19 protein-coding genes and 3 pseudogenes are annotated in these 25,978 nt (G+C 44.8%); 14 read left to right on the top strand and 8 right to left on the bottom strand.

What is annotated here, in order from left to right:
* Positions 1-134: 134 nt before the first annotated feature.
* The 3 genes from F893_RS10085 to F893_RS10075 all read right to left on the bottom strand — a co-directional run bounded on the left by F893_RS10085 (position 135) and on the right by F893_RS10075 (position 4,031).
* A complete protein-coding gene (locus F893_RS10085) occupies positions 135-1,334 on the bottom strand; it encodes an MFS transporter (RefSeq protein WP_005246326.1) in 1,200 nt (399 codons plus the stop codon).
* Positions 1,335-1,351: 17 nt separating this feature from the next.
* Entirely contained in the window at positions 1,352-2,617 is a 1,266-nt protein-coding gene (locus F893_RS10080) for a DcaP family trimeric outer membrane transporter (RefSeq protein ID WP_005251800.1), read from the bottom strand.
* 115 nt (positions 2,618-2,732) lie between these two features.
* Positions 2,733-4,031, bottom strand: a complete 1,299-nt coding sequence (locus F893_RS10075) for an MFS transporter (protein WP_005251798.1) — start codon at positions 4,029-4,031, stop codon at positions 2,733-2,735.
* Positions 4,032-4,485: 454 nt separating this feature from the next.
* Here F893_RS10075 and F893_RS10070 point away from each other — a divergent pair, with 454 nt between their 5' ends.
* Genes F893_RS10070 through F893_RS10060 form a run of 3 tightly spaced genes read left to right on the top strand, consistent with a single transcriptional unit; the run spans position 4,486 to position 8,019 of the window.
* Positions 4,486-5,259, top strand: coding sequence for an enoyl-CoA hydratase (locus tag F893_RS10070; RefSeq protein WP_005096905.1), 774 nt, complete (start codon positions 4,486-4,488; stop codon positions 5,257-5,259).
* Between the two features lie 2 nt (positions 5,260-5,261).
* Complete coding sequence (locus tag F893_RS10065; protein WP_005251796.1) at positions 5,262-6,782, top strand: 3-hydroxyacyl-CoA dehydrogenase; 1,521 nt, start codon at positions 5,262-5,264, stop codon at positions 6,780-6,782.
* Between the two features lie 25 nt (positions 6,783-6,807).
* Positions 6,808-8,019, top strand: a complete 1,212-nt coding sequence (locus F893_RS10060) for a 3-oxoadipyl-CoA thiolase (protein ID WP_005251794.1) — start codon at positions 6,808-6,810, stop codon at positions 8,017-8,019.
* 122 nt (positions 8,020-8,141) lie between these two features.
* On the opposite strand, the gene F893_RS10055 is transcribed toward F893_RS10060, so the two are convergent.
* Positions 8,142-8,579 carry a PaaI family thioesterase gene (locus F893_RS10055; protein ID WP_005106942.1) on the bottom strand — a complete coding sequence of 146 codons (438 nt, stop codon included), beginning with the start codon at positions 8,577-8,579 and terminating at the stop codon, positions 8,142-8,144.
* Between the two features lie 110 nt (positions 8,580-8,689).
* Here F893_RS10055 and F893_RS10050 point away from each other — a divergent pair, with 110 nt between their 5' ends.
* From F893_RS10050 to F893_RS10015, 8 genes are all read left to right on the top strand, one after another.
* Positions 8,690-9,445, top strand: a complete 756-nt coding sequence (locus F893_RS10050) for a class II aldolase/adducin family protein (protein WP_005222162.1) — start codon at positions 8,690-8,692, stop codon at positions 9,443-9,445.
* Complete coding sequence (locus F893_RS10045) at positions 9,442-10,365, top strand: 2-hydroxyacid dehydrogenase (protein WP_005251791.1); 924 nt, start codon at positions 9,442-9,444, stop codon at positions 10,363-10,365. The genes F893_RS10050 and F893_RS10045 overlap by 4 nt, the downstream gene beginning before the upstream one ends.
* Before the next feature lie 36 nt (positions 10,366-10,401).
* The gene (locus tag F893_RS10040; protein WP_005251790.1) at positions 10,402-11,190 is read left to right on the top strand and encodes an enoyl-CoA hydratase-related protein; all 789 of its coding nucleotides are present in this window, start codon (positions 10,402-10,404) and stop codon (positions 11,188-11,190) included.
* Between the two features lie 11 nt (positions 11,191-11,201).
* Positions 11,202-12,185, top strand: coding sequence for an NAD(P)H-dependent flavin oxidoreductase (locus tag F893_RS10035; protein WP_005251789.1), 984 nt, complete (start codon positions 11,202-11,204; stop codon positions 12,183-12,185).
* A 207-nt stretch (positions 12,186-12,392) separates the two neighbouring features.
* The gene (locus F893_RS10030; RefSeq protein WP_005251788.1) at positions 12,393-14,195 is read left to right on the top strand and encodes an acyl-CoA dehydrogenase C-terminal domain-containing protein; all 1,803 of its coding nucleotides are present in this window, start codon (positions 12,393-12,395) and stop codon (positions 14,193-14,195) included.
* Between the two features lie 129 nt (positions 14,196-14,324).
* Entirely contained in the window at positions 14,325-15,164 is an 840-nt protein-coding gene (locus F893_RS10025) for an alpha/beta fold hydrolase (protein WP_005251787.1), read from the top strand.
* 12 nt (positions 15,165-15,176) lie between these two features.
* Positions 15,177-16,673, top strand: a complete 1,497-nt coding sequence (locus tag F893_RS10020; protein ID WP_005251785.1) for a flavin-containing monooxygenase — start codon at positions 15,177-15,179, stop codon at positions 16,671-16,673.
* A gap of 76 nt (positions 16,674-16,749) precedes the next feature.
* Positions 16,750-18,432, top strand: a complete 1,683-nt coding sequence (locus F893_RS10015) for an AMP-binding protein (RefSeq protein ID WP_005251784.1) — start codon at positions 16,750-16,752, stop codon at positions 18,430-18,432.
* Between the two features lie 70 nt (positions 18,433-18,502).
* Here F893_RS10015 and F893_RS10010 read toward each other — a convergent pair whose 3' ends face one another.
* Complete coding sequence (locus tag F893_RS10010) at positions 18,503-19,726, bottom strand: CaiB/BaiF CoA transferase family protein (protein ID WP_005251783.1); 1,224 nt, start codon at positions 19,724-19,726, stop codon at positions 18,503-18,505.
* A 357-nt stretch (positions 19,727-20,083) separates the two neighbouring features.
* Between F893_RS10010 and F893_RS10000 the strand changes: the two are divergent.
* Positions 20,084-21,339, top strand: a pseudogene (locus tag F893_RS10000) (MFS transporter).
* A gap of 74 nt (positions 21,340-21,413) precedes the next feature.
* On the opposite strand, the pseudogene F893_RS17900 reads toward F893_RS10000, so the two are convergent.
* Positions 21,414-21,575, bottom strand: a pseudogene (locus F893_RS17900) (MarR family transcriptional regulator); the annotation flags it as partial.
* A gap of 2 nt (positions 21,576-21,577) precedes the next feature.
* Between F893_RS17900 and F893_RS09995 the strand changes: the two are divergent.
* Positions 21,578-22,429: pseudogene (locus F893_RS09995) on the top strand (AMP-binding protein); the annotation flags it as partial.
* A 109-nt stretch (positions 22,430-22,538) separates the two neighbouring features.
* Here the strand turns inward: F893_RS09995 and F893_RS09990 are convergent.
* Complete coding sequence (locus tag F893_RS09990) at positions 22,539-23,216, bottom strand: type 1 glutamine amidotransferase domain-containing protein (protein WP_005251778.1); 678 nt, start codon at positions 23,214-23,216, stop codon at positions 22,539-22,541.
* A gap of 169 nt (positions 23,217-23,385) precedes the next feature.
* Positions 23,386-24,270 carry a LysR family transcriptional regulator gene (locus F893_RS09985; protein WP_005251776.1) on the bottom strand — a complete coding sequence of 295 codons (885 nt, stop codon included), beginning with the start codon at positions 24,268-24,270 and terminating at the stop codon, positions 23,386-23,388.
* A 174-nt stretch (positions 24,271-24,444) separates the two neighbouring features.
* Between F893_RS09985 and F893_RS09980 the strand changes: the two genes are divergently transcribed.
* Positions 24,445-25,974, top strand: a complete 1,530-nt coding sequence (locus tag F893_RS09980) for a CoA-acylating methylmalonate-semialdehyde dehydrogenase (RefSeq protein ID WP_005251775.1) — start codon at positions 24,445-24,447, stop codon at positions 25,972-25,974.
* Positions 25,975-25,978 lie beyond the last annotated feature (4 nt).

The following is a 25,978-nucleotide window of genomic DNA, read 5'->3' as shown; positions in this document are numbered from 1 at the left end:
AGATAGAAGGGAAACGATAAACAGACCTCAAGAATTTTCCTATTTTATGAGCGTATCATCTCTATAATTTATACTCAGTATAGAAAGTGGAATAAAAAATAGATTTTTAACCCCCCAAAGGTTTTTAACAGTATCTAAGGCTCAGGCTGAATATTGGCTAAATTTCTTTCTTGGTTCAGATCATAATAGTTAATTACAAAGATCAATAGGGCAAAAATAAAACCTAAAATGACACAGGCAGACCAGCCATAGCTTTTCCATAAATGCAGCGATAAAAATGCTCCCAGACCAGCACCTGAAAAATAACAGGTCATATAGATGGCATTAATCCGCGAGCGAGCCTGCATTGAAATTCGATAGACCAGATTCTGGTTCAAGACATGTAAACAGGAAATTCCGAAATAAGCCAGAATCAAGCCCAGGATATAAATCCATAAATAATTCTGGGCAAAGAATAAGGGAATCCAGGCCAGAATCAGTCCGCATGTGGCCAGGTGTGCAATCCATTTTTCCCGATGTCTGCCAATCATTTTACCGGTCCATTGAGAGGACCAGATGCCGACCACACCCACAATACCCATGAGACCAATCTGGAAATCATTAAAATGATAAGGTGCTTCAGCCAGAATAAAAGTCATGGTAGTAAAGATAATACTCAGCATGCCAAAGCCCAAACCTCCGATCATACTACGCCGGATCAGCATGGGTTCTGTTCGGGCAAAGGTAAATAATGAGCGATAAATTTGCAATATATTCATCTGCAACTGGCTCTTGGCGCTCGGCAACTGGAACCACATGGCCAGACTCAGCAGAAGAATTGCACAACCACTAAATAAGTACACCGCATGCCAAGACCATAAAGTAGAAATCAGTCCTGCCACGGTACGGGCAAACAGAATGCCGACCAGAACACCACTCATGAGCAGGCCAACGACTTCGGCACTTTTATCACGTTGCGACAGGCTGGCGGCAAAAGGAATCAGAATCTGGGTGGTGATCGAACAAAAAGAGGCGAGTAGAGTAAAGCCATACAACATATGTAGATTGGTACTGGCGGAAAGCCCAATAAGCGCCAGTCCGGTACACAACATCAAACTACAGATATACAGCCGTTTTTCAAACAAATCACCCAGAGGGACAAACAAAAATAATCCGGTGGCATAGCCAATCTGGGTCAGTACTACAGTCCAGCCAGACTGAGCCACACTGATTTGCAGATCCTCTGCAATAGAATAAATCAGGGGCTGGTTAAAATAGTTACAACCTGCGCAGAGTGCGCAGGTCATTGCCATCATGAACATGAAACGGCGTGAAATTTGCCCTTGGGCTGACATCCTTGTCTCCTGAGGCTTTAAAAACTATAGTTAGCAGAGAAGTTGATACGTGAAATATCTGCTTCCTTATTGTCAAAGGTTTCACGTTTGCCATGATGATATTCTGCACCCAGATTAATCTTTGGAACAGGAGAATAGATCACGTTGGCCACATAGTCGGTTAAGCGCTTATTGGTTTCAGGATTCGCGCGTGCATAGTCGCTGGAATCATCAAAATCAACAACGCTGGCATTAATACTACTCCGTAGTTTTGGCGTAAATTTATGCGTGAAGCCAATATTTATACTATTGAACTCATTGAGCAAAAGTTCATTATTGATTGGATCGACTGAATAATCGCCACCCCAGGCAGCACCATCGGTTGTTGAACCTTGAGTCAAGAAAGCTGCAATACGCTGATCACCGACCATATGGAAATAGTTACCTTGAATAGAGTTTTGATCATCTAAACGGTAACGTCCACCAACGCCCACACCCCAGCCAACTTTCTCGATATCACCTGTCGCAATCTGCGCCTGCTTTTGATTGACAAAGCCTTGAGCTAATAAATGAAGAGGGCCTGATTGATGAACATATTTAGTGGTTAAAGCAGGCAAAGCAGAAGAACGATCGCCACCGGCCATATATTCCAGACCGACATTCCAGGTATTTTCCGGATCAAGTTTGAAAGCATAGCTCACCTGAGGTGTACGTAAGACTGATCCTCCCAGGAACAAGCTGTAGTCGACAGCTTCAGTGCTAATTTCTGGTGTAGACATCAATGACCAGGCCTGACCAAATGTCCAGTTATAGTATTTTAAATGTGCATGACGGATACGTAATCCACCATCGCCTTTACCATTGTTGGTCCAGAAGTCGGCTTCTAAACGAGCAGAAACATTCGGATTGCCTCCTAGATCTTTGGCCAGGAAACCAATTCGGCTGGCAGCCGCAGTAAAATCGGAACGTACAGAATCCGGTTCAGTAAAAGGTACTTTATTAATCTGGTTAATGGTACGGCCACGGGCTTCAGTAGTACTTTTGAAATCGACTGCACCATCAAAGCGGATCAAACCATAAACATCGACATTATCTACCATTGAACTCAGCGTTTTAGAGTCTTGCGCTTTGGCTTGTTCCTGCTGGTTTTTTAATGCAAGTTGCGCGGCTTTTTGTTGTTCTAGTTCTGCCTGGATTTGCTTTAACTGTGACTCAAGAAATTGCATACGGTCTTCAGAGGCTTCTGCTGAAAATGCCTGTGCTGAAGCAATACCACATAATGTCGCTAAAACTAATTTTTTCATTTCTTAATCCCTAAAGAAATTTTTAATCCTGAATGAAAGGAGACCTTTCTATACGTATGGTCAATATTTGGAGAAAGAGGAAGGCAGCGATTTGACCTGCCTTCCGAAGTGGGGTTTATTCTGCTTTTTGCGGATCGTATAAACGGTCTTTAATAAACAGGGCAGGAATCAAACCGCATAGGAAGTATGCTGCACCCATTACCAACAGACCTGTACCAATCGAACCATGCATCGCAAGATAACCAATCGTAATTGGAGCGAAGATTGCACCGATACGACCAATATTGAATGCACCACCCACCGCTGTACCACGAACACCAGTCGGGAAACTTTCGGTTAGATAGGTTGCATTGATGGCATATGGAATACCGTACAGGAAGCCGAAGATTAGCATCAGTACGCCAATGTTATCGGCATTATGCATATACACCACGACAGGGATAAATAGCGCTGTTCCCATGGTGCCGAAAGCAAACACAATGCGGCGACCAATTTTATCAGCAACATAACCTGCAATGATTTTGGCAAAAATCATGGTGATGAATGTACCCACCATATACAGTGCCATTTCTTTAAACTTAATGCCTAATTCAGCTTCAAGATAACTTGGCAACCAGTTACTTACACCGAAGTAACCAAATAGCAAGAAACCGGAGCTGAAAGACCACAAGATGAACATCTTGCCATGGGTTTTATCTTTAAGAATGGTGATGTATGGATTACCTTTTTTGGTATCGTTATCCACAATCTGACCAGTTCTTTTCATTTCACGTACACGCTTCCATGATTCCGGCTCTGGCACCATAAAATGCATCAGAATACCCAAGGCTAATGGCGCAATCGTGATCCAGTACAGCATACGCCAGCCGAATTCAGGAATGATCCAGCCTGAAATCATGGTAATGACCAGAGAACTTAAGGTAAAACCAGTCATTAATGTTGCCAGTACCGTAGTACGGTATTTGGTTGGCACATATTCAGACATCAAGGTATTACAGGCAATATACAAGCAGCCCAGACCTAAGCAGGACAGGGTACGTAACATTGCAAATTCAGTATAAGACTGTGCAAAACCTGAGTAGGCGGACAAGATCGAGAAGGCGATGGTGGCCAGTACAATGACGCGGACACGTCCAAATTTGTCGCATGCCCATCCACCAATAAAGCCTCCGATCCCCATACCTAAAAGAGAATAACTTCCCAAGGCACCCGCCTGTACAGAAGTCAGGCCCCATTCAGCTTTCAGACTGGTCAGACTGAAAGCCAGAATCCCGATATCTGCACCGTCACAGAGCAAAATCAGAAAAGCAAAGACAAAAGCCGTCATCCAAAGACGTTTTGGTGCCTGTTTAATGGTATCCGTGGAGGAGACATCGGTTTTATTGTCTCCTGTTACGATGGTATCGCTTGTCATTCTTATATCCTCTATATATTCAAAGTAGCATTTCCTCTGCTACCGCTAAATCCATTTTTCTTCCTCACGGAAACATAGTTTTCCTGATTTAACAGACTCGCTCTGCACACAACAGCCGCTGTATTTATTATCAGGCTACATTCGATTTTTCATGCTTTACGCTAAATCAAAATCATCTCATTGCTGGAAAATTTGATTTCGTAAATTAACTTTAAGTTCAGCCTTATGGCGATTATTCATTTAAATGAATAATCAGATTGCGTTTAAAATACTTAATTCCGTATTGCGAAATCAATTAATCATAAAATAACCAGATGAACAAGAGTTTTTACTCTATTTTTAGTAAAAAATAACTTTTTTGCATTCTGGAGTTAAAAATCCTTGATTTATAGCTTGAGAAACCTTAGTTTTATATAAAATAAAATTTCGCTATACAAAATAAATGGAGATTTTAATGGAACAGGTAGTTCAAGTAGAACAAGTTTCAGCACATGTAGCGATGGTTAAAATTCATCGACCAGAAGCGAAAAATGCCCTGAATACAGAAGTTCGCCAGAAACTTGCGGCGGCTTTTTTGCAACTGAATGACGATGAAAATGTTCGTGCCATTATTCTTACCGGTGGTGAAACAGATTTTGCAGCAGGAGCCGATCTTAAAGAACTGGCCAATGCAGAAACCATTCAAATGATGCAGCGTCGAACCGAACGTTACTGGCAGGCGATTGCACAGTGTTCAAAACCGGTGATTGCAGCTGTAAACGGGTATGCACTTGGTGGTGGCTGTGAGCTGGCCATGCATGCAGACATTATTATTGCGGGGAAAAGCGCCCAGTTCGGTCAGCCTGAAGTCAAAGTAGGGGTGATGCCGGGTGCTGGTGGTACACAGCGTTTATTCCGTGCAGTTGGCAAATTTCATGCCATGCGCATGATCATGACCGGTTGTCTGGTACCTGCACCGGAAGCCTATCAAATTGGTCTGGTGTCCCAGGTGACTGAAGACAGTGAAACCCTTGCTACAGCTATCAAGATGGCGGAAGGCCTAGCGAAAATGCCGCCAATTGCTTTGGAGCAAATCAAGGAAGTGGCTTTATTGGCTGAAGATGTGCCGCTTAATGCCGGACTTACCCTGGAACGTAAGTCTTTCCAGATGCTGTTCTCATCCGAAGATCAAAAAGAAGGTATGCAGGCCTTTATCGAAAAACGTAAACCAAATTATCAGGGACGATAAGCATGAGTATTCGGATTCAGAAAATCGGCATTATTGGTGTAGGCACGATGGGTGCAGGTATTGCCCAGATCGCGATTCAGTCTGGTCATGATGTGGTACTGTTTGATGCCAAAGAAGGGGCAGCCGAACAGGCACAGGACAAACTGGCCAAAACATTAAATACCTTGGCAGATAAAGGAAAATTCAGCCATGAAAAAGCCGCTGAAGATATTGCTCATCTATCGACTGCCCAGCAGCTAGAAGACTTGAAAGATTGTGACTTGATTGTTGAAGCGATTATTGAAAATCTGGAAATCAAGCAAAAACTGATGCAGCAACTGGAAGGAATGATAAAACCAGAGGCGATTCTGGCATCTAATACCTCTTCATTGTCGATCAGTGCAATCGCTGCCAACTGTGAGCAGCCAGAACGTGTTGCCGGTTATCACTTCTTTAATCCGGTCCCACTCATGAAAGTGGTCGAAGTGATTGAAGGCTTTAATACCCGTGCTGACATTATTGAAGCATTAACCCAGCTTTCTACAAAAATGGGTCATCGTCCGGTCAAAGCTAAAGATACTCCAGGGTTTATCATTAACCATGCCGGCCGTGCCTTTGGTAGCGAAGCCTATGCAATTCTGAATGAAAATGTCACACCATTTTATGATATTGACAGGATCTACCGTGACGGAATCGGTTTCAAGATGGGGCCGTTTGAATTAGGTGATCTGACCGGTATGGATGTCTCGCATCCGGTGAGTGAATCGATTTATCATCAGTATTATGAAGAAGCACGTTACCGTCCAAGCGTGATTACCCGTCAGCGTTTTATTGCCAAGCAGTTAGGTCGTAAAACTGGTAAAGGTTTCTATGATTACACTTCAGGTAGCAAAGAAGGTGATGTTACTCCAGCATTGGTTGATAAGCTAAGTCAATATCCATCAGTCTGGCTAGGCACCGAATATGACGAAGACCGTCAGGCACTTGAGCAATATCTGCAACAGTTCAACATTCAGATTGAGCAAACTGAGATACCTTCAGCAGAGGCTTTAATCCTGATTGCCACTTATGGTGAGGATGCAACATCAGCTGCGATCCGTTATCAGCTGGCACCTCAGCAAGTGGTGTGTATCGATCTGCTATATGGTCTGCATAAACACCGTACCTTGATGCCAACTTTTGTCACCCAACCTGAGCTGGTAAAAGCAGCCCAATCGATTTTCAATCTGGATGGTGTGACCGCCAGCGTAATTCAGGAAAGCGTCGGCTTTGTGGCTCAACGTGCTTTGGCAATGATTGTGAATCTCGGCTGTGATATTGCCCAGCAAGGCGTTGCAACGGTAGAAGATATCAATATCGCGGTGAAATTAGGCCTTGGTTATCCGTATGGACCAATTGAATGGGGGGATGTGCTGGGTGCTGAAAAAATTCTGAAAATTCTGGATCGCATGACTGCGATTACCCGTGACCAGCGTTACCGTCCAAGTCCTTGGTTGCGTCGCCGTGTTCAGCTTGGTCTACCACTTATTCATACAACACATTAATTAGAAAGTTAAAGGAATAACACTCATGTTAAATGCATATATTTATGATGGTTTACGTTCACCAATCGGTCGCCATGCAGGAAGTCTGGCAAGCGTACGTCCAGATGATCTGGCAGCTACAGTCATTAAAAACCTGCTGGAAAAAACCGGTATTCCGGCAGCAGATGTAGAAGATGTAATCTTTGGAAGTACCAATCAGGCCGGTGAAGACAGCCGTAATGTGGCACGTTTTGCAGCATTGTTAGCAGGTATGCCGGTAACAGTTCCGGGTCAGACGGTAAACCGATTATGTGCTTCAGGTCTCGGTGCTGTGATTGATTCGGCACGTGCCATTACTGCAGGTGAAGGCGAGTTGTACATTGCTGGTGGCGTAGAAAGTATGACCCGCGCACCTTTTGTGATGGGTAAAGCAGAAAGCGCTTATTCACGTGATGCCAAAATTTATGACACCACGATTGGTACACGTTTCCCGAACCGTAAATTCACGGATCAGTTTGGCGCGCACAGCATGCCTGAAACAGGTGATAACGTGGCTGAAGAATTTGGCATTACGCGTGAGCAGGCTGATACCTTTGCTGCTGCATCACAGGCAAAATATCAGGCAGCGAAAGAAGCAGGTTTCTTTGCAGGTGAAATTACCCCAATTGAAGTATCACAAGGGCGTAAATTACCGCCTAAACAGGTGACTGAAGATGAACATCCACGTGCATCTTCAACATTTGAAGCCTTATCCAAGCTAAAACCGCTTTTCGAAGGTGGTGTAGTGACTGCGGGTAATGCATCAGGTATCAATGACGGCGCTGCAGCACTGATTATCGGCAGTGAAAAAGTTCAGGAACAGTATGGCTTAAAACCTTTGGCTCGTATCCTGTCTTCTGCAGCCGCTGGCATTGAGCCACGCATCATGGGTGCAGGCCCAATTGAAGCGATTAAAAAGGCAGTACAACGTGCTGGTTTGACGCTGGACGATATGGATATCATCGAGATTAATGAAGCCTTTGCCAGTCAGGTATTATCTTGCCTGAAAGGTCTGGATGTCGCTTTGGATGATCCGCGTGTCAATCCAAATGGTGGTGCGATTGCCATTGGTCATCCATTGGGCTGTTCGGGTGCGCGTTTGGCTTTAACCGTTGCACGTCAGTTACAGCGTACTGGTAAAAAGTATGCCGTGATCAGTCTGTGTATCGGTCTGGGTCAAGGGCTGGCGATGGTGATTGAAAACCCTGAAGCTGCATAACAGTTTTAGTCATCACCTAAATGCCATGTATCTATGATATGCATGGCATTTTTTATTGAGATTTTTCTTTCAAAATAAAAAATCCCCGCGCATGGCAGGGATTGATTAAATCAGTTCAATGATTATTTACGGCCAGTGACCAACAAAGTCGCTGAACCAAAGGCATAAACTTTACCTTCTTTATCGATAATTCGGCCTTCTGAGGTCAGTACATTGCGTCCGATCCGGATGACTTCACCAATAGCTGTATAAGTTTCGCCGCTTTTCATCGCTTTCAGCATTTTGACATTCAGGTCAATGGTCGAAAAACTGACGCCTGCATCGATTGTGGTATGCACCGCAGCACCAGTCGTACTATCTAAAACCGTTGCGCAAAAGCCACCATGAATGCCACCTTGTAAATTGAAATGACGATGATCCGGGCGTACTTCATATTCCACATAGTTTTCACGCACTACACTCAGGCGCATGGGAATAATTTCACTCATGGGTGAACTGGCAATTTCCCCATTCTTAATTGCGGTGAGATATTCAAGTCCATTTAATTGTAATTTTCGCATATCAACTCCTTGTAATGATTTATTTCGCTTTATGAAATAATATTCTGTTTTTCTAAAATTATGATATAACAGATAGTGATCGAAATGCTATATTTTTCCAGGATGGAATCATGACAATAAAAAATCTCGTCACAGATGCTGAATGGCAGGCACGTTGTGAACTCGCAGCGCTTTATCGCATTATTGCGCATTACCGGATGACTGATCTAATTGATACCCACATCAGTTTAAGAGTTCCTAATCAGCCTGACTGTTTTCTGATTAATCAGTATGGTGTTGCTTTTGAAAAAATGCGTGCTTCAACGCTGGTCAAGATTAATCATGAAGGGCAGGTCGTAGAAAGCTATGAACAGGACAAGCCGGTGAATATGGCTGGCTTCGTCATCCACTCCGCAATTCACGAAGCACATGCTCATCTGAACTGCGTCATTCATACACATACCGCAGATGGGATAGCCGTTTCTGCCCAGAAACATGGACTTTTGCCAATTTCCCAGCATGCGCTGAAATTTTATCAGCAGGTGGCCTATCACGAATATGAAGGCGTGGCACTCTCAACAGATGAGCAGGAGCGCCTGATTCAGGACCTAGGCGGCCATCGCGCCATGATTTTACGCAATCACGGACTTTTAACGGCTGGCGAAACGATCGCTCGGGCCTTTCATGAAATCTATTTTCTGGAGCGTGCCTGTCAGGCACAGGTGAAGGCCTTAAGTGGCGGTGCTGAATTGCATTATCCAGCAGAAGAAGTCCGAATTAAAACTGCTAAACAGTTCGCCAGTCCGTTGGTAGAACCGATTTTACAGCGTGCCTGGCAGGCTGCGTTATCCCTGATTGAGCATCAATATACGGAGTATGCATCATGATTGTGATATCCAGTACTGTGCCGAACATTGAAGCCATTCTGGTCAAGTCTTTTCAGAAATATGCCCCTGAGAGCAGTTTTTGTACAGTGGACAGCCCGGAAGCAGAGCAGGCGACCACGGCCGCATGCTGGTTTCCAGATCTGGAGAAATTGCAGCAGCTCCCAAAACTTGGCCTGATTCATTCGATTGCGGCAGGAGTCGAGCATTTAAACTTGAATGAGATAAGACCTGATCAAGCCGTGTGCCGGGTACTCGATCCGCATCATCAAAAAGGCATGTTTGATTACCTGCTTTGGGGTGTGCTGTATTTTCAGCGTTATTTTGACCGCATGATTCAGCAACAAAAGCAGCAGCTATGGAAGCAGTATCGTCAGAGTTATAGCCAGCATATCCAGATCGGGATTATGGGTCTTGGGCATATGGGGTCTTATGTAGCGGAACGTCTTGCCGACATGGGCTATCAGGTCTCGGGCTGGGCCAATTCCCCGAAAGAGATTGATCAGGTTAAAAGCTATGTCGGTTCAGAACAGTTGTCCGATTTCCTGGCTCAAAGCCAGATCCTGATTAACCTGTTGCCACTTACAGAAAAAAATACCGGCATTCTATCTGCTGAATTATTCCAGCAACTCCCTGAACAGGCAGCTCTCATTCAGGTCGGGCGAGGCCAGCATTTAATCGAACAGGATTTATTGGTAGCGCTGGATTCAGGCCATCTGCGTGGTGCAATTGTCGATGTGTTTGAACAGGAGCCATTAGCTGCTGAACATCCATTCTGGCAGCATGAAAAGATCGTTGTTACACCACATGTCGCCTCACATGCGCCCATGTCTGTGGTGGTGGAACAGATTCTGGAAAACGACTGCCGTTTTAATCAGGGCCTGGATTTGTGCCATCAGGTAGATGTTAATAAGGGCTATTAATTGTAGGGATACAGGCAAAAAATAAGGAAATTGATGATGTGGGAAACGATTCAAACTCAGGTTCAGCAAGGCGTCGCAACCTTAAGCTTTAACCGCCCGGATTCACTCAACAGTTTTAACCGGCAAATGCATGAGGAAGTGCAGCAGGTGCTGAAAAACTGGAATACAGATCCGGATATACGGGTGATTGTGATTCGCGGTAATGGCCGGGCGTTTTCAGCGGGACAGGATTTAAAAGAACGTGCTGGACAGCTCGGCAATGTGCCTTTGCCACCGCAAGGCTCGCTGGCCAAATACTATAATCCCCTGATTAACCTGATCCGCCAGAGTCCCAAACCGGTGATCGCAGCAGTGAATGGTGTGGCTGCCGGTGCAGGTGCCAATATCGCGCTGGCCTGTGATCTGGTCATTGCCAAGGAAAGTGCCCGATTTATTCAGGCTTTTTCTAAAATTGGCTTGATTCCTGATGCCGGTGGCACCTGGATGTTGCCACGTTTAATCGGTTATGCACGTGCCATGGCACTCACTTTTCTGGGCGAACCGGTGCATGCCAAAGAGGCCGCCGAAATGGGCATGATCTGGAAAATGCTTCCAGATACAGAATTTGATGCTTATATCGACGACATTGCACAGCGATTATCTCAACAGCCGACTTATGCGCTGGCTTTAACCAAACAGGCCTTGCAACGCAGTGCTGAAAATAACATAGACCAGCAATTGGAGCTGGAACAAAACCTGCAATATCTGGCTCTGAGCAGTCAGGACTATAAAGAAGGTGTCCAGGCTTTTGTCGAAAAACGCCCTGCACAATTTACCGGATGCTAAGGAGAGCATTTATGAGAATTCAGACCCGTATTACCGAGCTTTTAGGCATTCGCTATCCAATTATTCAGGGCGGCATGATGTGGGTCGGTACCGCAGAAATGGCCAGTGCCGTATCTAATGCAGGTGGCTTGGGAACATTAACGGCATTGACTCAACCGACGCCTGAAGCCTTGGTCAAGGAAATTGCACGCTGCCGAGAAATGACCGATCAGCCTTTTGCGGTCAATCTGACTTTATTGCCCGCTGTGAATCCGCCGCCATATGCAGAATACCGACAGGCGATCATTGAAAGCGGTATCAAAATCGTAGAAACAGCAGGCAACAAGCCACATGAACATATTGAGGCGTTTAAGCAACACGGCATTATTGTCATTCATAAATGTACTTCCGTCCGTCATGCGCTTTCAGCACAAAGAATCGGTGCGGATATCATTTCGATTGATGGTTTTGAATGTGCGGGCCATCCGGGTGAAGACGATATTCCTGGCCTGATTTTAATTCCTGCCGCTGCGGATCAGCTTACTGTGCCGATTGTGGCCAGTGGCGGTTTTGCTGATGGCCGTGGTCTGGTCGCAGCTTTGGCTTTGGGTGCCGAAGGCATCAATATGGGTACACGCTTTTGTGCCACTCAGGAAGCCCCGATCCATCCAAACATCAAACAGTTCTATGTCGATAATGATGAAAGGGCGACACATCTTTTGTATCGACAGTTCCGAAATACCGCCCGTGTTGCCAAAAATGCAGTATCTGATTTAGTGGTAAAAATGAGTGAAGATCCAGATCTGGAATTTGAACAGATTCGTCCCTATGTCAGCGGTTTAAAAGGCAAGCTCGCTTTAGAAAATGGCGATGTGGATGCGGGAGTTCTGACTGCAGGTCAAGTGATGGGATTGATTCATGACATTCCGACTTGTCAGGCGCTGATCGAAAATATCATGCAGGAGGCAGAGCAGATCATTCATCAGCGTTTAGCTCAATTTTTCCACGTTAATTAGCTTTAGTGCAGTCGCTGAATAGGAAAGCCATTCCACCATGAATGGCTTTTTTTCATTCTGTATATTTTTTATTTTTAAATGGGAAATTTCATCGAATGACTAGATTTTATTCTTTAAATTATATTATAGTGGATTTAAAACATAATTTCGTATTATGAAATTAATTGTCATAAATATACAAATTAGAACTCATACAAGGGAATTACGATGAGAAATTATATTGCGCCATTAAAAGACATGAAGTTTGTCCTGAAAGACCTGTTAAACGTTGAACAGAAATATCAGGGCTATGCAAAATTCGCTGACAAGGTTTCTATGGATATTATGGAGCAATATCTGGAAGTCGCTGCGGACTTTTGCCAAAACGAACTTCTACCGATTAATGCGACAGGCGACCAGCAGGGTTGCCGTTTGCAGGATGGCGTCGTAACCACCCCGGATGGGTTTAAAGCAGCTTATGACAAATATGTAGAACTCGGCTTTACCTCATTAACTGGTGACGAAGCATATGGCGGTCAGGGCTTCCCGACCTTATACCGTATTGCCATTTCTGAAATTATTACCGCAACCAACTGGTCTTGGGGCATGTACCCAGGCCTGTCCCATGGTGCCATGCGTACTTTAGAGCACCACGGTAGCGATGAACAGAAACAGAAGTTTCTGGTACCTTTAATTGCAGGCCGCTGGACTGGAACCATGTGCTTGACTGAATCTCATGCCGGTTCTGACCTAGGTTTAATCCGTACCAAAGCAGTGCCAAATGAAGACGGCAGCTATAGCATCAGTGGGGAGAAAATCTTTATCTCAGCCGGTGAACATGATCTGGCGGAAAATATCGTGCATATCGTATTGGCACGTTTGCCAGATGCACCTGCGGGAACCAAAGGTATTTCGCTGTTTATTGTGCCGAAATACAATCTGGATGAAGCTGGTAATGTGGCTTCCCGTAATGGCGTGGTATGTAGCGCTCTTGAACACAAGATGGGCATTCACGGTAACGCGACCTGTGTGCTGAATTTTGATAATGCCAAAGGTTTCCTGATCGGGCCTGAAAACCGCGGCTTGAACTGCATGTTTACTTTCATGAACTCTGCACGTATTGGAACGGCGATTCAAGGTCTTGCTGCAGCTGAATCTTCTTATCAAGGCGCATTGGCTTATGCCAAAGACCGTCTGGCCATGCGTTCACTCGAAGGTGCGAAAGAGCCAAACCTGCCTGCGGATCCAATCATTGTGCATCCGGCAGTGCGTAATATGCTACTGACTCAGAAAGTATTTGCTGAAGGTTCACGTGCCTTGGCTTATTATCTGGCGACTTATGCTGATATTGCTGAAGCAACAGATAATCCTGAAGAGAAGAAAGCCGCAGAAGATCGTCTGGCATTATTAACCCCAATTGCTAAAGCATTAATGACCGAAACAGGTGTAGAAGCGGCCAAACATGGTATGCAGGTTTTTGGTGGACACGGCTATATTGCTGAACATGGCATGGAACAGATTGCCCGTGATGCACGTATTGCCAGCCTCTATGAAGGCACTACTGAAATTCAATCAATCGACTTACTGGCACGTAAAGTACTAGGTTCAAAACTAGGTTTGTTGACTGCCTTAACTGATGAAATCCAAGGTTTTGTAAAAGAACATCAGCAACATGTCCAGTTGAGCCAGCAAGTTGTACAAGTCAGCCAGTTGACTAAACAATGGCTGGAATTAACTAAAACCATTCAGGAACAGGCTCAACAGTCTGCCAATCAAATTGGGGCAGCATCAGTTGACTACCTATATTTCTCTGGTTATGTCGTGTCCGCTTATTTGTGGCTGAAAATGGCGATTACGGCACAGCAGAAAATTGAAGAAGGCAATACTGATCCCTTCTATGCAGCCAAGATCAAAACGGCACAATTCTTCTTTGCACGTATTTTGCCAAGAACTTCAACCCACTTTGCCAATATTCAGGCGGGCGGTGAAAGCCTGTTTTTACTTGAACCTGAAGAGTTCAAATTCGATTAAACCTTTTGACCCATGATACTCGTGTCGTGGGTCTTTTTTTAATAATTTTTGCATCCTCACTCCATTCAAATATTGAGATTTATTCTCGGGTATTGAATAAACCATAAAACAACAAGATCAGGAGTCTATATGGATTTAGACATGATTACTCGACAGTTTCCTTATGCTGATCTACAGCTTACTTTTCATGAAGTCGGACACCGTTCTGCATTTCCGACTATTATTTTGATTCATGGCACCGGTGGAAATACCGACAAGCATTTCAGCTATATTTTTCCGATGCTGGGTATTCATCAGCGGGTTTTATCCATTGATTTGCATACCCCGGATAAAGCTGATTTGAAGGTGACTGATTTTAGCCAGCAAGTTGAAGCGCTGATTCAGCATGCGGTTGCAGCAGATGAAACCATTACAGTGGTAGGCTATTCACTCGGTGCCGTGATTGCTGCACAAGTAGCAGCCAGTTTAAAACAACGTGTAGCGCGTTTGATCCTGTTGGCCGGTTGGGCAAAAACCAGTTCAGTCCAACAACTGCGTACCACGATCTGGCAACAGTTATTTAGTGATCAATCTGCGGCCTTGCCTCATTTTGTCAATTATTGCCTGTATAGCGATGATTATCTGTCTGCACGAAGCGAACAGCAGGTGTTGGATCTGGCACGCTTTGTCAAACCTTCCCAAGATGCAGCCAAACAGCGTGAACTGAATTATCGCATTGATATTACATCGATCTTGCCTGAGATTCGTGCAGAGACGTTGATTGTGGCTTGCCGTGAAGACCGCATGGTACCTGTAGCGCAAGCTAAACTGCTGTTTGCTTCAATTTCGAACAGTCGCTATATCGAAATTTCTTCAGGACATGCGCTCTATGTCGAAGCGCCAGCCGAAGTGGTGCAACTGGTAAACCAGTTTAGCCAGCATCCAGAACAATATCCGGTGAATCAAAAAATCCAGCCTTATATGCCTTAAAGGAGATAAATAATGCAAGCTAAAGGACAGCGCAGCAAGATTCTAATTGTAGGCAGCGGTTTTGGTGGTTTGGGAATGGCAATCCGCCTTAAACAGCAGGGCATCCACGATTTTAAAATCATTGAACGTGCAGCAGAAGTGGGCGGTACTTGGCGTGACAATACCTATCCCGGAGTCGCCTGTGATGTACCTTCCCATTTATATTCTTTCTCGTTTATTAAAAATCCCAACTGGTCGCGTGTCTTTCCACAAGGGGTAGAAATTCAGCGCTATTTAATTCAATGCTGTGATCAGGAAAATATCCGGCCCCATATTAATTTTCATACCCAACTGGAAAAGGCCAGCTGGAATGCACGAGAACGCATCTGGGAAATTCACACCTCTATAGGTCTGTATCAGGCTGAGATTTTAATTACCGCAACCGGGCATCTGGCAGATGAGCATCTCCCGAAAATTCCGGGGCTGGAAGAATTTGAAGGCCAAGTGATGCATTCCGCGCGCTGGAACCACGAGCTGAATCTGGAAAATCAACATGTCGTTGTGGTGGGTTCTGGTGCTTCTGCCATCCAGCTTGTGCCGGAAATTTCCAAAACAGCCAAAAGCCTGACCGTCTTGCAACGTAGTGCGCCATATATTTTGCCCCGACCAGACCGAGCTTATTCTGAGTCAGAAAAACAGCTTTTCCGCAAAGATCCGGACAGTATGTCGGCCCTCAGACATTCCTTGTTCTGGGGCAATGAATACAATTTTGCCCAGCGCCGTAATCTGAAAAGCCAGATTGAGCGGGTCAAGAAAAACTGCCTGCAATTCTTAAAACATCAGATTTCAGATCCTGAATTACAGCGCAAACTTACGCCGAATTATGAACCTGGTTGTAAGCGCTTATTGCTTTCTAATGATTATTATCCGACTTTTCTAAAACCAAATGTCACACTTGAAGACTCAGCATTGGCAGAAGTTATGAAAGACGGTGTATTAAGCCAGGCTGGAAATAAATTTTCTGCAGATATCATCGTATTTGCGACAGGATTTGAAGCGGCACGTCCACCCTATGCCGCAAAGGTGGTGGGTAAACAGGGTTTAAGCCTGGAGCAGCAATGGTCCAGCGGTATGCAGGGTTATCAGTCAACGACCGTACACAACTTTCCAAACCTGTTCATCCTGAATGGGCCAAATACAGGCAGTGGACATAATTCAGCACTTTATTTTCTGGAAACCCAGTTTGATCTGGTGCTGGATGCCTTGCAGTTTTTTGAGCAGGAACAGATTCAGGTCTTTGAAGCAGATCAAGAAGCTGAAAATAGCTATATGCAGGAGCTACAGCAGCTTTCGCAAGGTAGTGCCTGGTTATCGGAAAGCTGTAAAAGCTGGTATCTGGACCCGGTCAGTCGCAAGCTGACTTTGGTCTGGCCGGATTATGCTCATTCATTTAGGGATAAAAATCAGCATTTTATTCGTAGCGGTTATCACTACCAGTATGTTGAATCGAGACAGCAGAAAGTGGTGTAAAAATATTCAATTAAAATCAAAATCTTATGGTTTAAATAATACAAAATAATTGTAAATCCAGGACAGGAGTATAGTCATGAGCAGTCAGCCATGGATGGAAGAATATAAAAAGTGGAATATCAATCCGGAGTTTACCCGGCCAGATCCTGAGAAAACCCTGAGCACGATAATTGCTGAGAATTTGGTAAAATTTCAGGATAAAACCGCATTTATCTATCTAGATCGCAAATTCAGCTATCACGATATCGATGTGTATAGCCAGAAACTGGCTAGCTATTTACAGAGTCTTGGGCTGACTGCTGGCAGCCGTATTGCGGTGATGTTACCGAATATTATTCAATATCCAATCGCTACCTTTGCCATTATTCGGGCCGGTTATGTGCTGGTCAATGTCAACCCCATGTACACCCAGCGCGAGCTCTATCATCAGCTACAGGATTCAGGTGCAGAAGCCTTGATTATCCTTGGACAGACTTTGGAGCAATTAACAGCATTAGAGGAATGTCCTCAACTCAAATATGTTATTTCGACGCATTCGCCGGATTTTATTCAAGAGCAGCAAAGTGCTATTTATAGTCAGGCAACACAATATCCGGATAAACAGTTCTTTGACTTTAGGCAGGCAATAAATCAGGTAGAAATTATTGATTTCAAAACACCTGTACAGCATCAGGAAGATACGGTCATTCTGCAATACACGGGAGGTACCACAGGTGTTTCTAAAGGTGCAGAACTGAGCCATCGCAATATTTTATTTAATATCGCCCAGAACAGTACCGTATTTATCAGCCATTTTGGTGACCGCTATGCCACTGAAAATGAATATGTATTCTGTGCCTTGCCACTGTATCATATTTATGGATTTACCATCTGCCTGTTCAGTTATGGTCTGAGCCGAGGTTTCGCCAATGTGCTGATTCCAAATCCGAGAGATTTGGATGCTTTGGCGGATCAATACCAGAAACATCCACCCACTGTTTTCCCCGGGGTGAATACCATGTTTAATGCCTTGGCGCATCATTCACATTTTCGTGAACTGGATCATTCAAGCCTGAAAACTACAACGGGCGGAGGGGCATCTATTCTGAAAAATACGGCAGAGTTATGGCATGAGGTCACAGGCTGCCAGATTTATGAAGGCTATGGACTTTCTGAAACCTCACCGACTGCAACTTTTAACCCGCCTTTAAGCCGGCGGTTTAGTGGCACGATTGGCTTGCCATTGGCAGGAACTGAAATTCTAATTCTGAATGATGAAGGAAAACCTGTAGAGCTTAATCAGGCTGGAGAAATCGCCATACGTGGTCCACAGGTAATGAAAGGATACTGGCAGCAACCCGAAGCAACAGCACAGGTATTTACCAAAGATGGATTCTTCCTGACAGGTGATATCGGTTGTATGGACGAACAAGGCTATATCACCATTCTGGACCGCAAAAAAGACATGATTCTGGTCTCCGGATTTAATGTTTATCCCAATGAGCTGGAAGGCGTGCTGTCCAAACATCCTAAAATACTGGAATGTGCAGTGATTGGTATTGATGATGAAAAGTCTGGACAGGTACCCAAGGCATTTATTGTGAAACAGGATGAAACTCTGACCCAAGATGAAGTCATGACTTATCTGAAGCAGCAACTGACCAGTTATAAATTGCCCAAATACATTGAGTTTGTGGCTGGATTACCAAAGTCTGCAGTAGGAAAAATTCTGCGTCGCGAGCTGCCTCGTACTGTTCAGCCGAGCGCCAAAGCCTGTTAAGGAATGATCTAGTCCATTAGATTTAAAATAAAAAAGGAATCGAAAGATTCCTTTTTTATTGCTTGCAGGCTTATCGCTGCTGGATGACTTTTTTGCTTTTCAGTTCTTCTATTTCAGCAGAACTTAAATATTGACTCAAAATGGCATCGGTATCTTCACCCAGACAAGGGGGTGCCTTTTTATATTCTACCGGTGTCTTGGAGAGTTTGATCGGTGAACCGATTGAGGTGTAATCTTCACGTAAAGTATGCGGCATCTGAATCACCATATCGCGTGCCAATACCTGTTCTTCTTGCAAAGTCTGTTTCAGGTCATTGATCATTCCTACCGGCACTTTAACCGCATGGATTAAATCCACCCAGGTTTTTGCCGGTCTAGTATAAAAATGAGCCTGTAGAACTGTGGTCAATTCTTCACGATGTGTAACACGTCCAGAATTTTTTAAGAAGCGAGGATCTTCTGCCACCTTAGCCAGACCAACGGCCTGACACAAAGCTTGGAATTGCAGATCGTTACCACAGGCGATAATAAATTCACCTTCCTGGGCTTTAAACACCTGATAGGGCACAATATTGGCATGCGCGTTTCCGAAGCGACCGGGGACTTTGCCTGAGGTGAGATAATTCATGGCCAGAACAGAGAGGGAAGCAACCTGGGTATCTAACAGCGCCATATCAATATACTGACCTTCACCGGTTTTCTCACGGGACAACAAAGCCGCCTGAATGGCAATTGCGGCATATAAGCCGGTGGTCAGATCGGCAAAGGCCAGACCTGCTTTTTGCGGGCCACCTCCTGGAAGGTCATCACGTTCCCCCGTAACACTCATCATGCCGCCCATACCCTGAACAATGAAGTCATAACCTGGCTCTTGCGCACGCGGACCATTTTGACCAAAGCCAGTAATGGAACAGTACACCAGACGCGGATTTATCTGGCTCAGACTTTCATAGTCCAGACCATATCTTTTCAACGAACCCGCTTTATAGTTCTCAATCACTACATCACTCTGTTCTGCGAGTTTCTTGATAATGCTTTGACCTTCCGGGGTAGATAAATCTACGGCAACCGAATACTTACCACGATTGGCTGAAAGATAGTAAGCCGATTCATGGGTATCTTCCTGCTGATTATTTTTAAGCCAAGGTGGTCCCCAGATGCGTGTGTCATCTCCATGATCAGGCTTTTCAATTTTAATCACTTCTGCACCCAGGTCAGCCAAAATCTGGCTACACCAAGGACCAGCCAAAATCCGGCTTAAATCCAGTACACGAAAGCCTGTTAAAGCACCCATCGTTACGCTCCTTGTTCGATGTTATTTAGATTGCATGTCGTTTTAATAGTCGCTTTAAAGCTATAGGAAAATGGAAAAACAATCAACTTTATGATACTTAATTTCGCCTAACAAAATAAAACATCTAAAATAATTGAATATTCATCTTATTTTCTTTAGCCTGATGCAAATATAAGTATGAACGAAGAACAAGAGGTCACTGATAAAAAAGGAAAAAGCGATCTCCCAGACAGGATTAAAAAAGGAGTCAATCAAGTGAATTAAAAACGGATTAGCTTTAAAGCATATTCATTAGTGGAATAGCTTTAAATATAAAAGATCATGAAAACCTAAGGATAGGAAAACAGAGATTTAAATATGACGGATTTAGCGAGAGAATTAGAAAAGATTAAACCTACGACCAAACGAACCCAGCAAATTGCTTTTATTTTCGCCTTTCTGGCTTTACTGGTGGATGGCGCGGACATGTTGCTGCTGTCTTTCAGTTTAAATAGCCTGAAAGCAGAGTTTGGTCTCAGTAATCTGCAGGCCGGTACACTAGGCAGTTTTACCTTAGCAGGTATGGCGATTGGTGGCTTTATGGGTGGCTGGGCCGTGTACGTACCGTAGTCATTTCGATTCTGGTATTTTCCATATTGACCGCAGCCTTAGGCTTTGCACAGAACTTTGAACAATTTGCTGTTTTACGCTTTCTTTCTGCCTTTGGCATAGGCTCTTTATATATTGCAGCCAATACGCTCATGGCTGAATATGTTCCAACTGAATATCGCACCACGGTTTTAGGTACCTTACAGGCAGGATGGACCGTCGGTTATATTGTGGCCACTGTACTGGCAGGCTGGATCATTCCAGAATATGGCTGGCGAACCCTGTTTTTTATTGCCATTATTCCCTCGGTTATGGCGATTTTTATCCAGAAACTGGTTCCTGAGCCAGAATCCTGGCAGCGTGCAAGATTACTGCGTTTATATGCACCCGCTGAAAAAACCATCAAACAGCCTGTTAAGAAAAGTACCGTCAAAGAAATCTTTGCAGATCCTGCGAATCGCAAGATGTTTATTTTATGGATTTTTACGGCTGGGTTCCTGCAGTTTGGCTATTACGGTGTAAATAACTGGATGCCGGCATATCTGGAATCTGAATTGCACATGAATTTTAAATCTATGGCCGGCTATATGATTGGTACTTATGTGGCGATGATTTTCGGGAAAATTCTAGCGGGCTTTGCCGCAGACCGTCTGGGTAGACGCGCTGTCTTTTCGTTTGGAGCAATTGGAACGGCGATTTTCCTGCCCGTGATTGTGCTATTCAATACGCCAGAGAATATTGCCTATCTGCTGATTTTCTTTGGATTCCTGTATGGTATTCCATATGCGATTAATGCCACTTATATGACAGAAAGCTTCGCCACCTCGATTCGTGGTACTGCGGTAGGCGGTGCTTATAATGCAGGTCGTATCGGCGCCATGTTTGCCCCTGCAATTATTGGCGCGGCAGCCAGCGGTGGTTCAATTGGCTTAGGCTTCCTGATTATGGGGGGTGCCTATTTCTTGTGTGGCGCAGTGTCCGGGATATTCATTAAAGACCGTCAATACGATCCACAAAAGGCATAATTTCAATTTATAAAAAAGAGCCTGAATTCAGGCTCTTTTTTATATTCTTCAATTAAAGCTGTATTTCTATTTGTTTATTCCTGATCCGTTTCTTTACGCAGATGAATATTTTTTAAACCATCATTTACTTTATTGAGCAGATGAATCAGGGTAACCACATCATCAAAGGCCAGCTTATTTAAGGCCTGGCCATAAAAATCAAAGAAATCAGCTTGCAAGTTGTCCCATGTTTCCAAGCTGGGATGTAGCCAAAGCAGTGGATCTAATTCATCAGCATCAGGTGAATTTCACCATGGCCTCGACCCCATTCCTGAATGACCTGTCCAATACCGTGGCGGAACAGCATGACAAGGTTGATTCACTAAAAATTTTCCTGTGTGCTGGTGCACCCATTCCGGGGCCATTGGTACAAAAAGCCCGGGAAATTCTGGGCGTTAAAGTCATATCCGCTTGGGGTATGACCGAATGTGGTGCAGTGACGCTGACCCGACCTGAAGATGAGGATGAACACTCTTTCAATACCGATGGCATCGCTTTGCCAGGTGTGGAAATCAAGATCGTGGATAAAAAAGGTCAGACCAAAGCCGTGAATGAATCCGGGCGTTTGATGATCCGCACCTGTTCAAATTTTGGTGGTTATTTAAAGCGTCCACATTTAAATGATACAGATGCCGAAGGCTGGTTTGATACCGGTGATATCGCCTATCAGGACGAGCAGGGCTATATCCGGATCTGCGGCCGCAAGAAAGATGTGATTATCCGTGGCGGAGAAAATATTCCGGTCGCGGAAATTGAATCACTACTTTATAAGCATCCGAATATTGCAACAGTAGCTTTGGTCGCTTATGCAGATGAGCGAATGGGCGAGCGTGCTTGTGCAATCATCAAGCTGAAAGATCCGTCACATCCGTTAAGTTTTAATGAACTGGTAGATTTTCTAAAAACTCATAATCTGGCCATGCAATATCTTCCGGAACGTTTGGAAATCTGGGAGGATATTCCGATGACGCCATCGGGAAAAATCCAGAAATTTAAACTCAGAGAATTACTGGCTCAGCATATTGCCTCAACGACAGTTGAAGCGAACTAAATCTGGGAATAAATAGATAAATTAAACCCTGAATAATATTGCCTTATTCAGGGTTTTTCTTTTTCAAAGAAAATGATCTAAAGGTTTAATGCAAACTTTAGAATCACGTCTATTTTAATAATTTTAATAAGACTTCAGCCGTTGCAGCAGAAGAGGCCGGGTTTTGTCCAGTAATGAGCAGACCATCTTGTTGCACGTATACCTGCCAGTCCTCAGCTTTGGAATATTTCCCACCTTTTTCTTTCAGCATGTCTTCAACTAAAAACGGAACGATGTTTGTCAAACCCACGCCGTCTTCTTCAGTGTTACTGAAACCGGTGACTGTTTTGCCTTCTACAATAGAACGGCCTTCGGAATCTTTCACATCACGCAGGACACCCGGAGCATGACAGACCAGCGCAACAGGTTTATCTGCCTGCAAGGTTTGCTCAATTAAAGAAATGGAATTCTGGTCTTTGGCCAGATCCCATAGCGGTCCATGACCACCCGGATAGAACACGGCATCAAAATCCTGATTTAAGACTTCACTCAACTTATGTGTATTGGCAAGAGCCTGCATGGCCACTTCATCTGCTTCAAAGCGTTTGGTGGTTTCGGTTTGCGCATCCGGCTCATTACTTTTTGGATCTAGTGGTGGCTGACCACCTGCGGGAGAAGCCAAAACTACCTCTACGCCTGCATCGACAAAGGTGTAATAGGGTGCAGCCAGTTCTTCCAGCCAGAAGCCGGTTTTTTTGCCAGTATCACCTAGCTGGTCATGTGAAGTCAGTACCATCAAGATTTTCATATTATTTTCCTGTATCTGGTTAAACATCGTGAATAATCGACTGTTAATTTAACAAGTCGCAGAGGTCAGGAGTGTTGTGATACGTTCATTTGCTGTATCGATACGTTGTTAATTCGGTTGATTTAACTTAAAGAGGTGACTCTAGATACAGCACAGTTGTATTTGATATTCATCTGCCCATTAACAGGTCTTGCTGAAGATCAGCCTGCTTGCGCAGGAAATCCCAGACCAGTTTTATTTTTGGTTCATGTTGCAGATCGACCAGTGTTAGCATCCAAAAAGTATGGGTAAAACTGACCTGATCGCCCAAAACCTCTTTGAGTTCGCTTTTATCATTGACCAGAAATTTCGGCAAAATGGCAAGTCCGGCTCCTGCACGAACCGCAATCTCCTGCGCCAGAATACTGTTACTGCGAAAACAGGCACTAACCTGCAAGGGAAGACGCTCTAGCGAATAGAGTGCAGTGCTATAGACCAGATCATCAATATAGTCAACAAAACGGTGCTGCTGAAGGTCTTCCAGTTTTTTAATTTCCGGATTTTGTTGTAAATAATGCTGGCTGCCATATAGCTTTAAACAGTAATTAGACAAACGAGTAATGATATAGGGACCCGATTTGGGCCGGTCAATCGCGATCACAATATCGGCTTCACGATGTGACAATTTAATGGTCTTCGGAACCGGAATTAAATCGATGGTTAAGGAGGGATAATGCTGGGAAAACTCAGCCAGTAACCGCGCTAAAAATGCAGTTCCAAAGCCTTCTGGTGCACCAATCCGGACCCGACCTTGCAAGGGATCATGGCGCTTGTCAATCTGGATAAAGGACTGTTCCATCTGTTCCACACGCGGCACCAGTGCCAGACCTTCCGAGGTTAGTTCATAACCGGTGGCTTCGCGCTTAAACAGTTGCGTACCTAAAGTACTTTCCAGGGCCTGAATCCGCCGCGCTACGGTGCTATGTTCAACCCCGATTAAGCGTGCTGCGTTGGTGAGTGTTTTAGCACGCGCCAAAACTAAAAAAAAGCGTAAATGATCCCAATCTACTTTCATTTTTTATTTAACATCCTGTTAAATTCCTGTGCATATTTGCACAACTATCGTGCATCAATTTCTATTGGTGGTCAAAGTGTTCTTTGTTAGTCTGCTGAAACAGCGTAAAAAATACGTTTAAAAAAGCCAGTAAAGGCAGAGACAACGACAATAACAAACCAGCACGGAGCGACCATGAACGCTATTCATCATCCACAGCAAAGTACCGGATTCACCACCGCAAAACTCCTCATCAACGGTGAATTTGTCGAATCAAAAACCAGCCATTGGCAAGATATTGTCAATCCTGCGACCCAGGAGGTCTTGGGTCAGGTGCCTTTTGCCACGACTGAAGAAGTCAATGCTGCAATAGCCGCTGCGCAAAATGCCCTGGCCAGCTGGCGTCAGACCCCAATTCAGGCCCGTATGCGCATTATGCTGAAACTGCAGGACCTGATTCGCAGTAATTTAAAAAGCATTGCCCAGGTATTAACAGCGGAACAGGGCAAAACCCTGGCCGATGCCGAAGGTGATATTCAGCGTGGTCTGGAAGTGGTCGAGCATGCCTGTTCTATCGGTACGCTGCAAATGGGCGAGTATATTGAAGGCGTGGCACGTGGGGTCGATACCTACACCTTGCAGCAACCACTCGGTGTCTGCGCCGGAATTACCCCGTTTAACTTCCCGGCAATGATTCCACTGTGGATGTTCCCGATGGCGATTGTTTGCGGTAATACTTTTGTCTTGAAACCTTCGGAACAGGATCCACTGTCGACCATGATGCTGGTGGAATTGGCGATTCAGGCCGGTATACCGGCAGGTGTGCTGAATGTGGTGCATGGTGGTAAAGAAGTGGTCGATCTGCTGTGTACCCATCGCGACATCAAGGCCATTTCTTTTGTGGGTTCAACCGCAGTCGGTACGCATGTGTATAACCTGGCAGGCCAGCATGGCAAGCGTGTGCAGTCGATGATGGGCGCCAAAAACCATGTGGTGGTGATGCCGGATGCCAATAAAGAACAGACCTTGAATGCCTTGGTCGGTGCAGCTTTTGGTGCAGCGGGACAGCGTTGCATGGCACTTTCGGTGGCAGTGATGGTTGGTGAGACCAAGCACTGGGTCGATGAACTGGTCAACAAAACCAAAACCTTGAAAGTCAATGCCGGACATGAACCCAATACCGATGTTGGACCGGTGATCTCAACCCGTGCCAAGGCACGCGTACTGGACCTGATTAACAGTGGGGTTGAACAAGGCGCTGAACTGCTGCTGGATGGCCGTGAGGTACAGGTTCCGGGTTATGAGCAGGGCAATTTTGTTGGTCCAACGATTTTTAATCAGGTGACGACCGAGATGCGCATTTACAAGGAAGAAGTGTTTGGTCCGGTACTGGCGATCATGCATGTCGATACTTTGGAACAGGCGATTGCACTGATTAATGCCAATCCGTTCGGTAATGGCGTGGGACTGTTTACCCAAAATGGCAATACGGCGCGCACCTTCCAGAACCAGATTGATATCGGTCAGGTCGGTATTAATATCCCAATTCCAGTACCGGTGCCATTCTTCAGTTTTACCGGTTCACGCGGTTCCAAACTCGGCGATTTGGGCCCATATGGCAAACAGGCAGTGCAGTTCTATACCCAGACCAAAACCATTACCAGCCGCTGGTTTGAAGATGACCAGGAAACCACTGGTGTGAATACCACCATCAGTCTGCGTTAAGGAG

Origin of the sequence: Acinetobacter sp. CIP 102136, assembly GCF_000369685.1 — a bacterium.
GTDB classification, from domain to species: Bacteria; Pseudomonadota; Gammaproteobacteria; order Pseudomonadales; family Moraxellaceae; genus Acinetobacter; species Acinetobacter fasciculus.
This window is presented reverse-complemented; position numbering and strand designations above follow the sequence as displayed.

Bases quoted from the DNA above. Each gene is read 5' to 3' on its own strand.
- F893_RS10085 (WP_005246326.1), bottom strand. From the start codon at position 1,334: ATGTCAGCCCAAGGGCAAATTTCACGCCGTTTCATGTTCATGATGGCA.
- F893_RS10080 (WP_005251800.1), bottom strand. From the start codon at position 2,617: ATGAAAAAATTAGTTTTAGCGACATTATGTGGTATTGCTTCAGCACAG.
- F893_RS10075 (WP_005251798.1), bottom strand. From the start codon at position 4,031: ATGACAAGCGATACCATCGTAACAGGAGACAATAAAACCGATGTCTCC.
- F893_RS10070 (WP_005096905.1), top strand. From the start codon at position 4,486: ATGGAACAGGTAGTTCAAGTAGAACAAGTTTCAGCACATGTAGCGATG.
- F893_RS10065 (WP_005251796.1), top strand. From the start codon at position 5,262: ATGAGTATTCGGATTCAGAAAATCGGCATTATTGGTGTAGGCACGATG.
- F893_RS10060 (WP_005251794.1), top strand. From the start codon at position 6,808: ATGTTAAATGCATATATTTATGATGGTTTACGTTCACCAATCGGTCGC.
- F893_RS10055 (WP_005106942.1), bottom strand. From the start codon at position 8,579: ATGCGAAAATTACAATTAAATGGACTTGAATATCTCACCGCAATTAAG.
- F893_RS10050 (WP_005222162.1), top strand. From the start codon at position 8,690: ATGACAATAAAAAATCTCGTCACAGATGCTGAATGGCAGGCACGTTGT.
- F893_RS10045 (WP_005251791.1), top strand. From the start codon at position 9,442: ATGATTGTGATATCCAGTACTGTGCCGAACATTGAAGCCATTCTGGTC.
- F893_RS10040 (WP_005251790.1), top strand. From the start codon at position 10,402: ATGTGGGAAACGATTCAAACTCAGGTTCAGCAAGGCGTCGCAACCTTA.
- F893_RS10035 (WP_005251789.1), top strand. From the start codon at position 11,202: ATGAGAATTCAGACCCGTATTACCGAGCTTTTAGGCATTCGCTATCCA.
- F893_RS10030 (WP_005251788.1), top strand. From the start codon at position 12,393: ATGAGAAATTATATTGCGCCATTAAAAGACATGAAGTTTGTCCTGAAA.
- F893_RS10025 (WP_005251787.1), top strand. From the start codon at position 14,325: ATGGATTTAGACATGATTACTCGACAGTTTCCTTATGCTGATCTACAG.
- F893_RS10020 (WP_005251785.1), top strand. From the start codon at position 15,177: ATGCAAGCTAAAGGACAGCGCAGCAAGATTCTAATTGTAGGCAGCGGT.
- F893_RS10015 (WP_005251784.1), top strand. From the start codon at position 16,750: ATGAGCAGTCAGCCATGGATGGAAGAATATAAAAAGTGGAATATCAAT.
- F893_RS10010 (WP_005251783.1), bottom strand. From the start codon at position 19,726: ATGGGTGCTTTAACAGGCTTTCGTGTACTGGATTTAAGCCGGATTTTG.
- F893_RS09990 (WP_005251778.1), bottom strand. From the start codon at position 23,216: ATGAAAATCTTGATGGTACTGACTTCACATGACCAGCTAGGTGATACT.
- F893_RS09985 (WP_005251776.1), bottom strand. From the start codon at position 24,270: ATGAAAGTAGATTGGGATCATTTACGCTTTTTTTTAGTTTTGGCGCGT.
- F893_RS09980 (WP_005251775.1), top strand. From the start codon at position 24,445: ATGAACGCTATTCATCATCCACAGCAAAGTACCGGATTCACCACCGCA.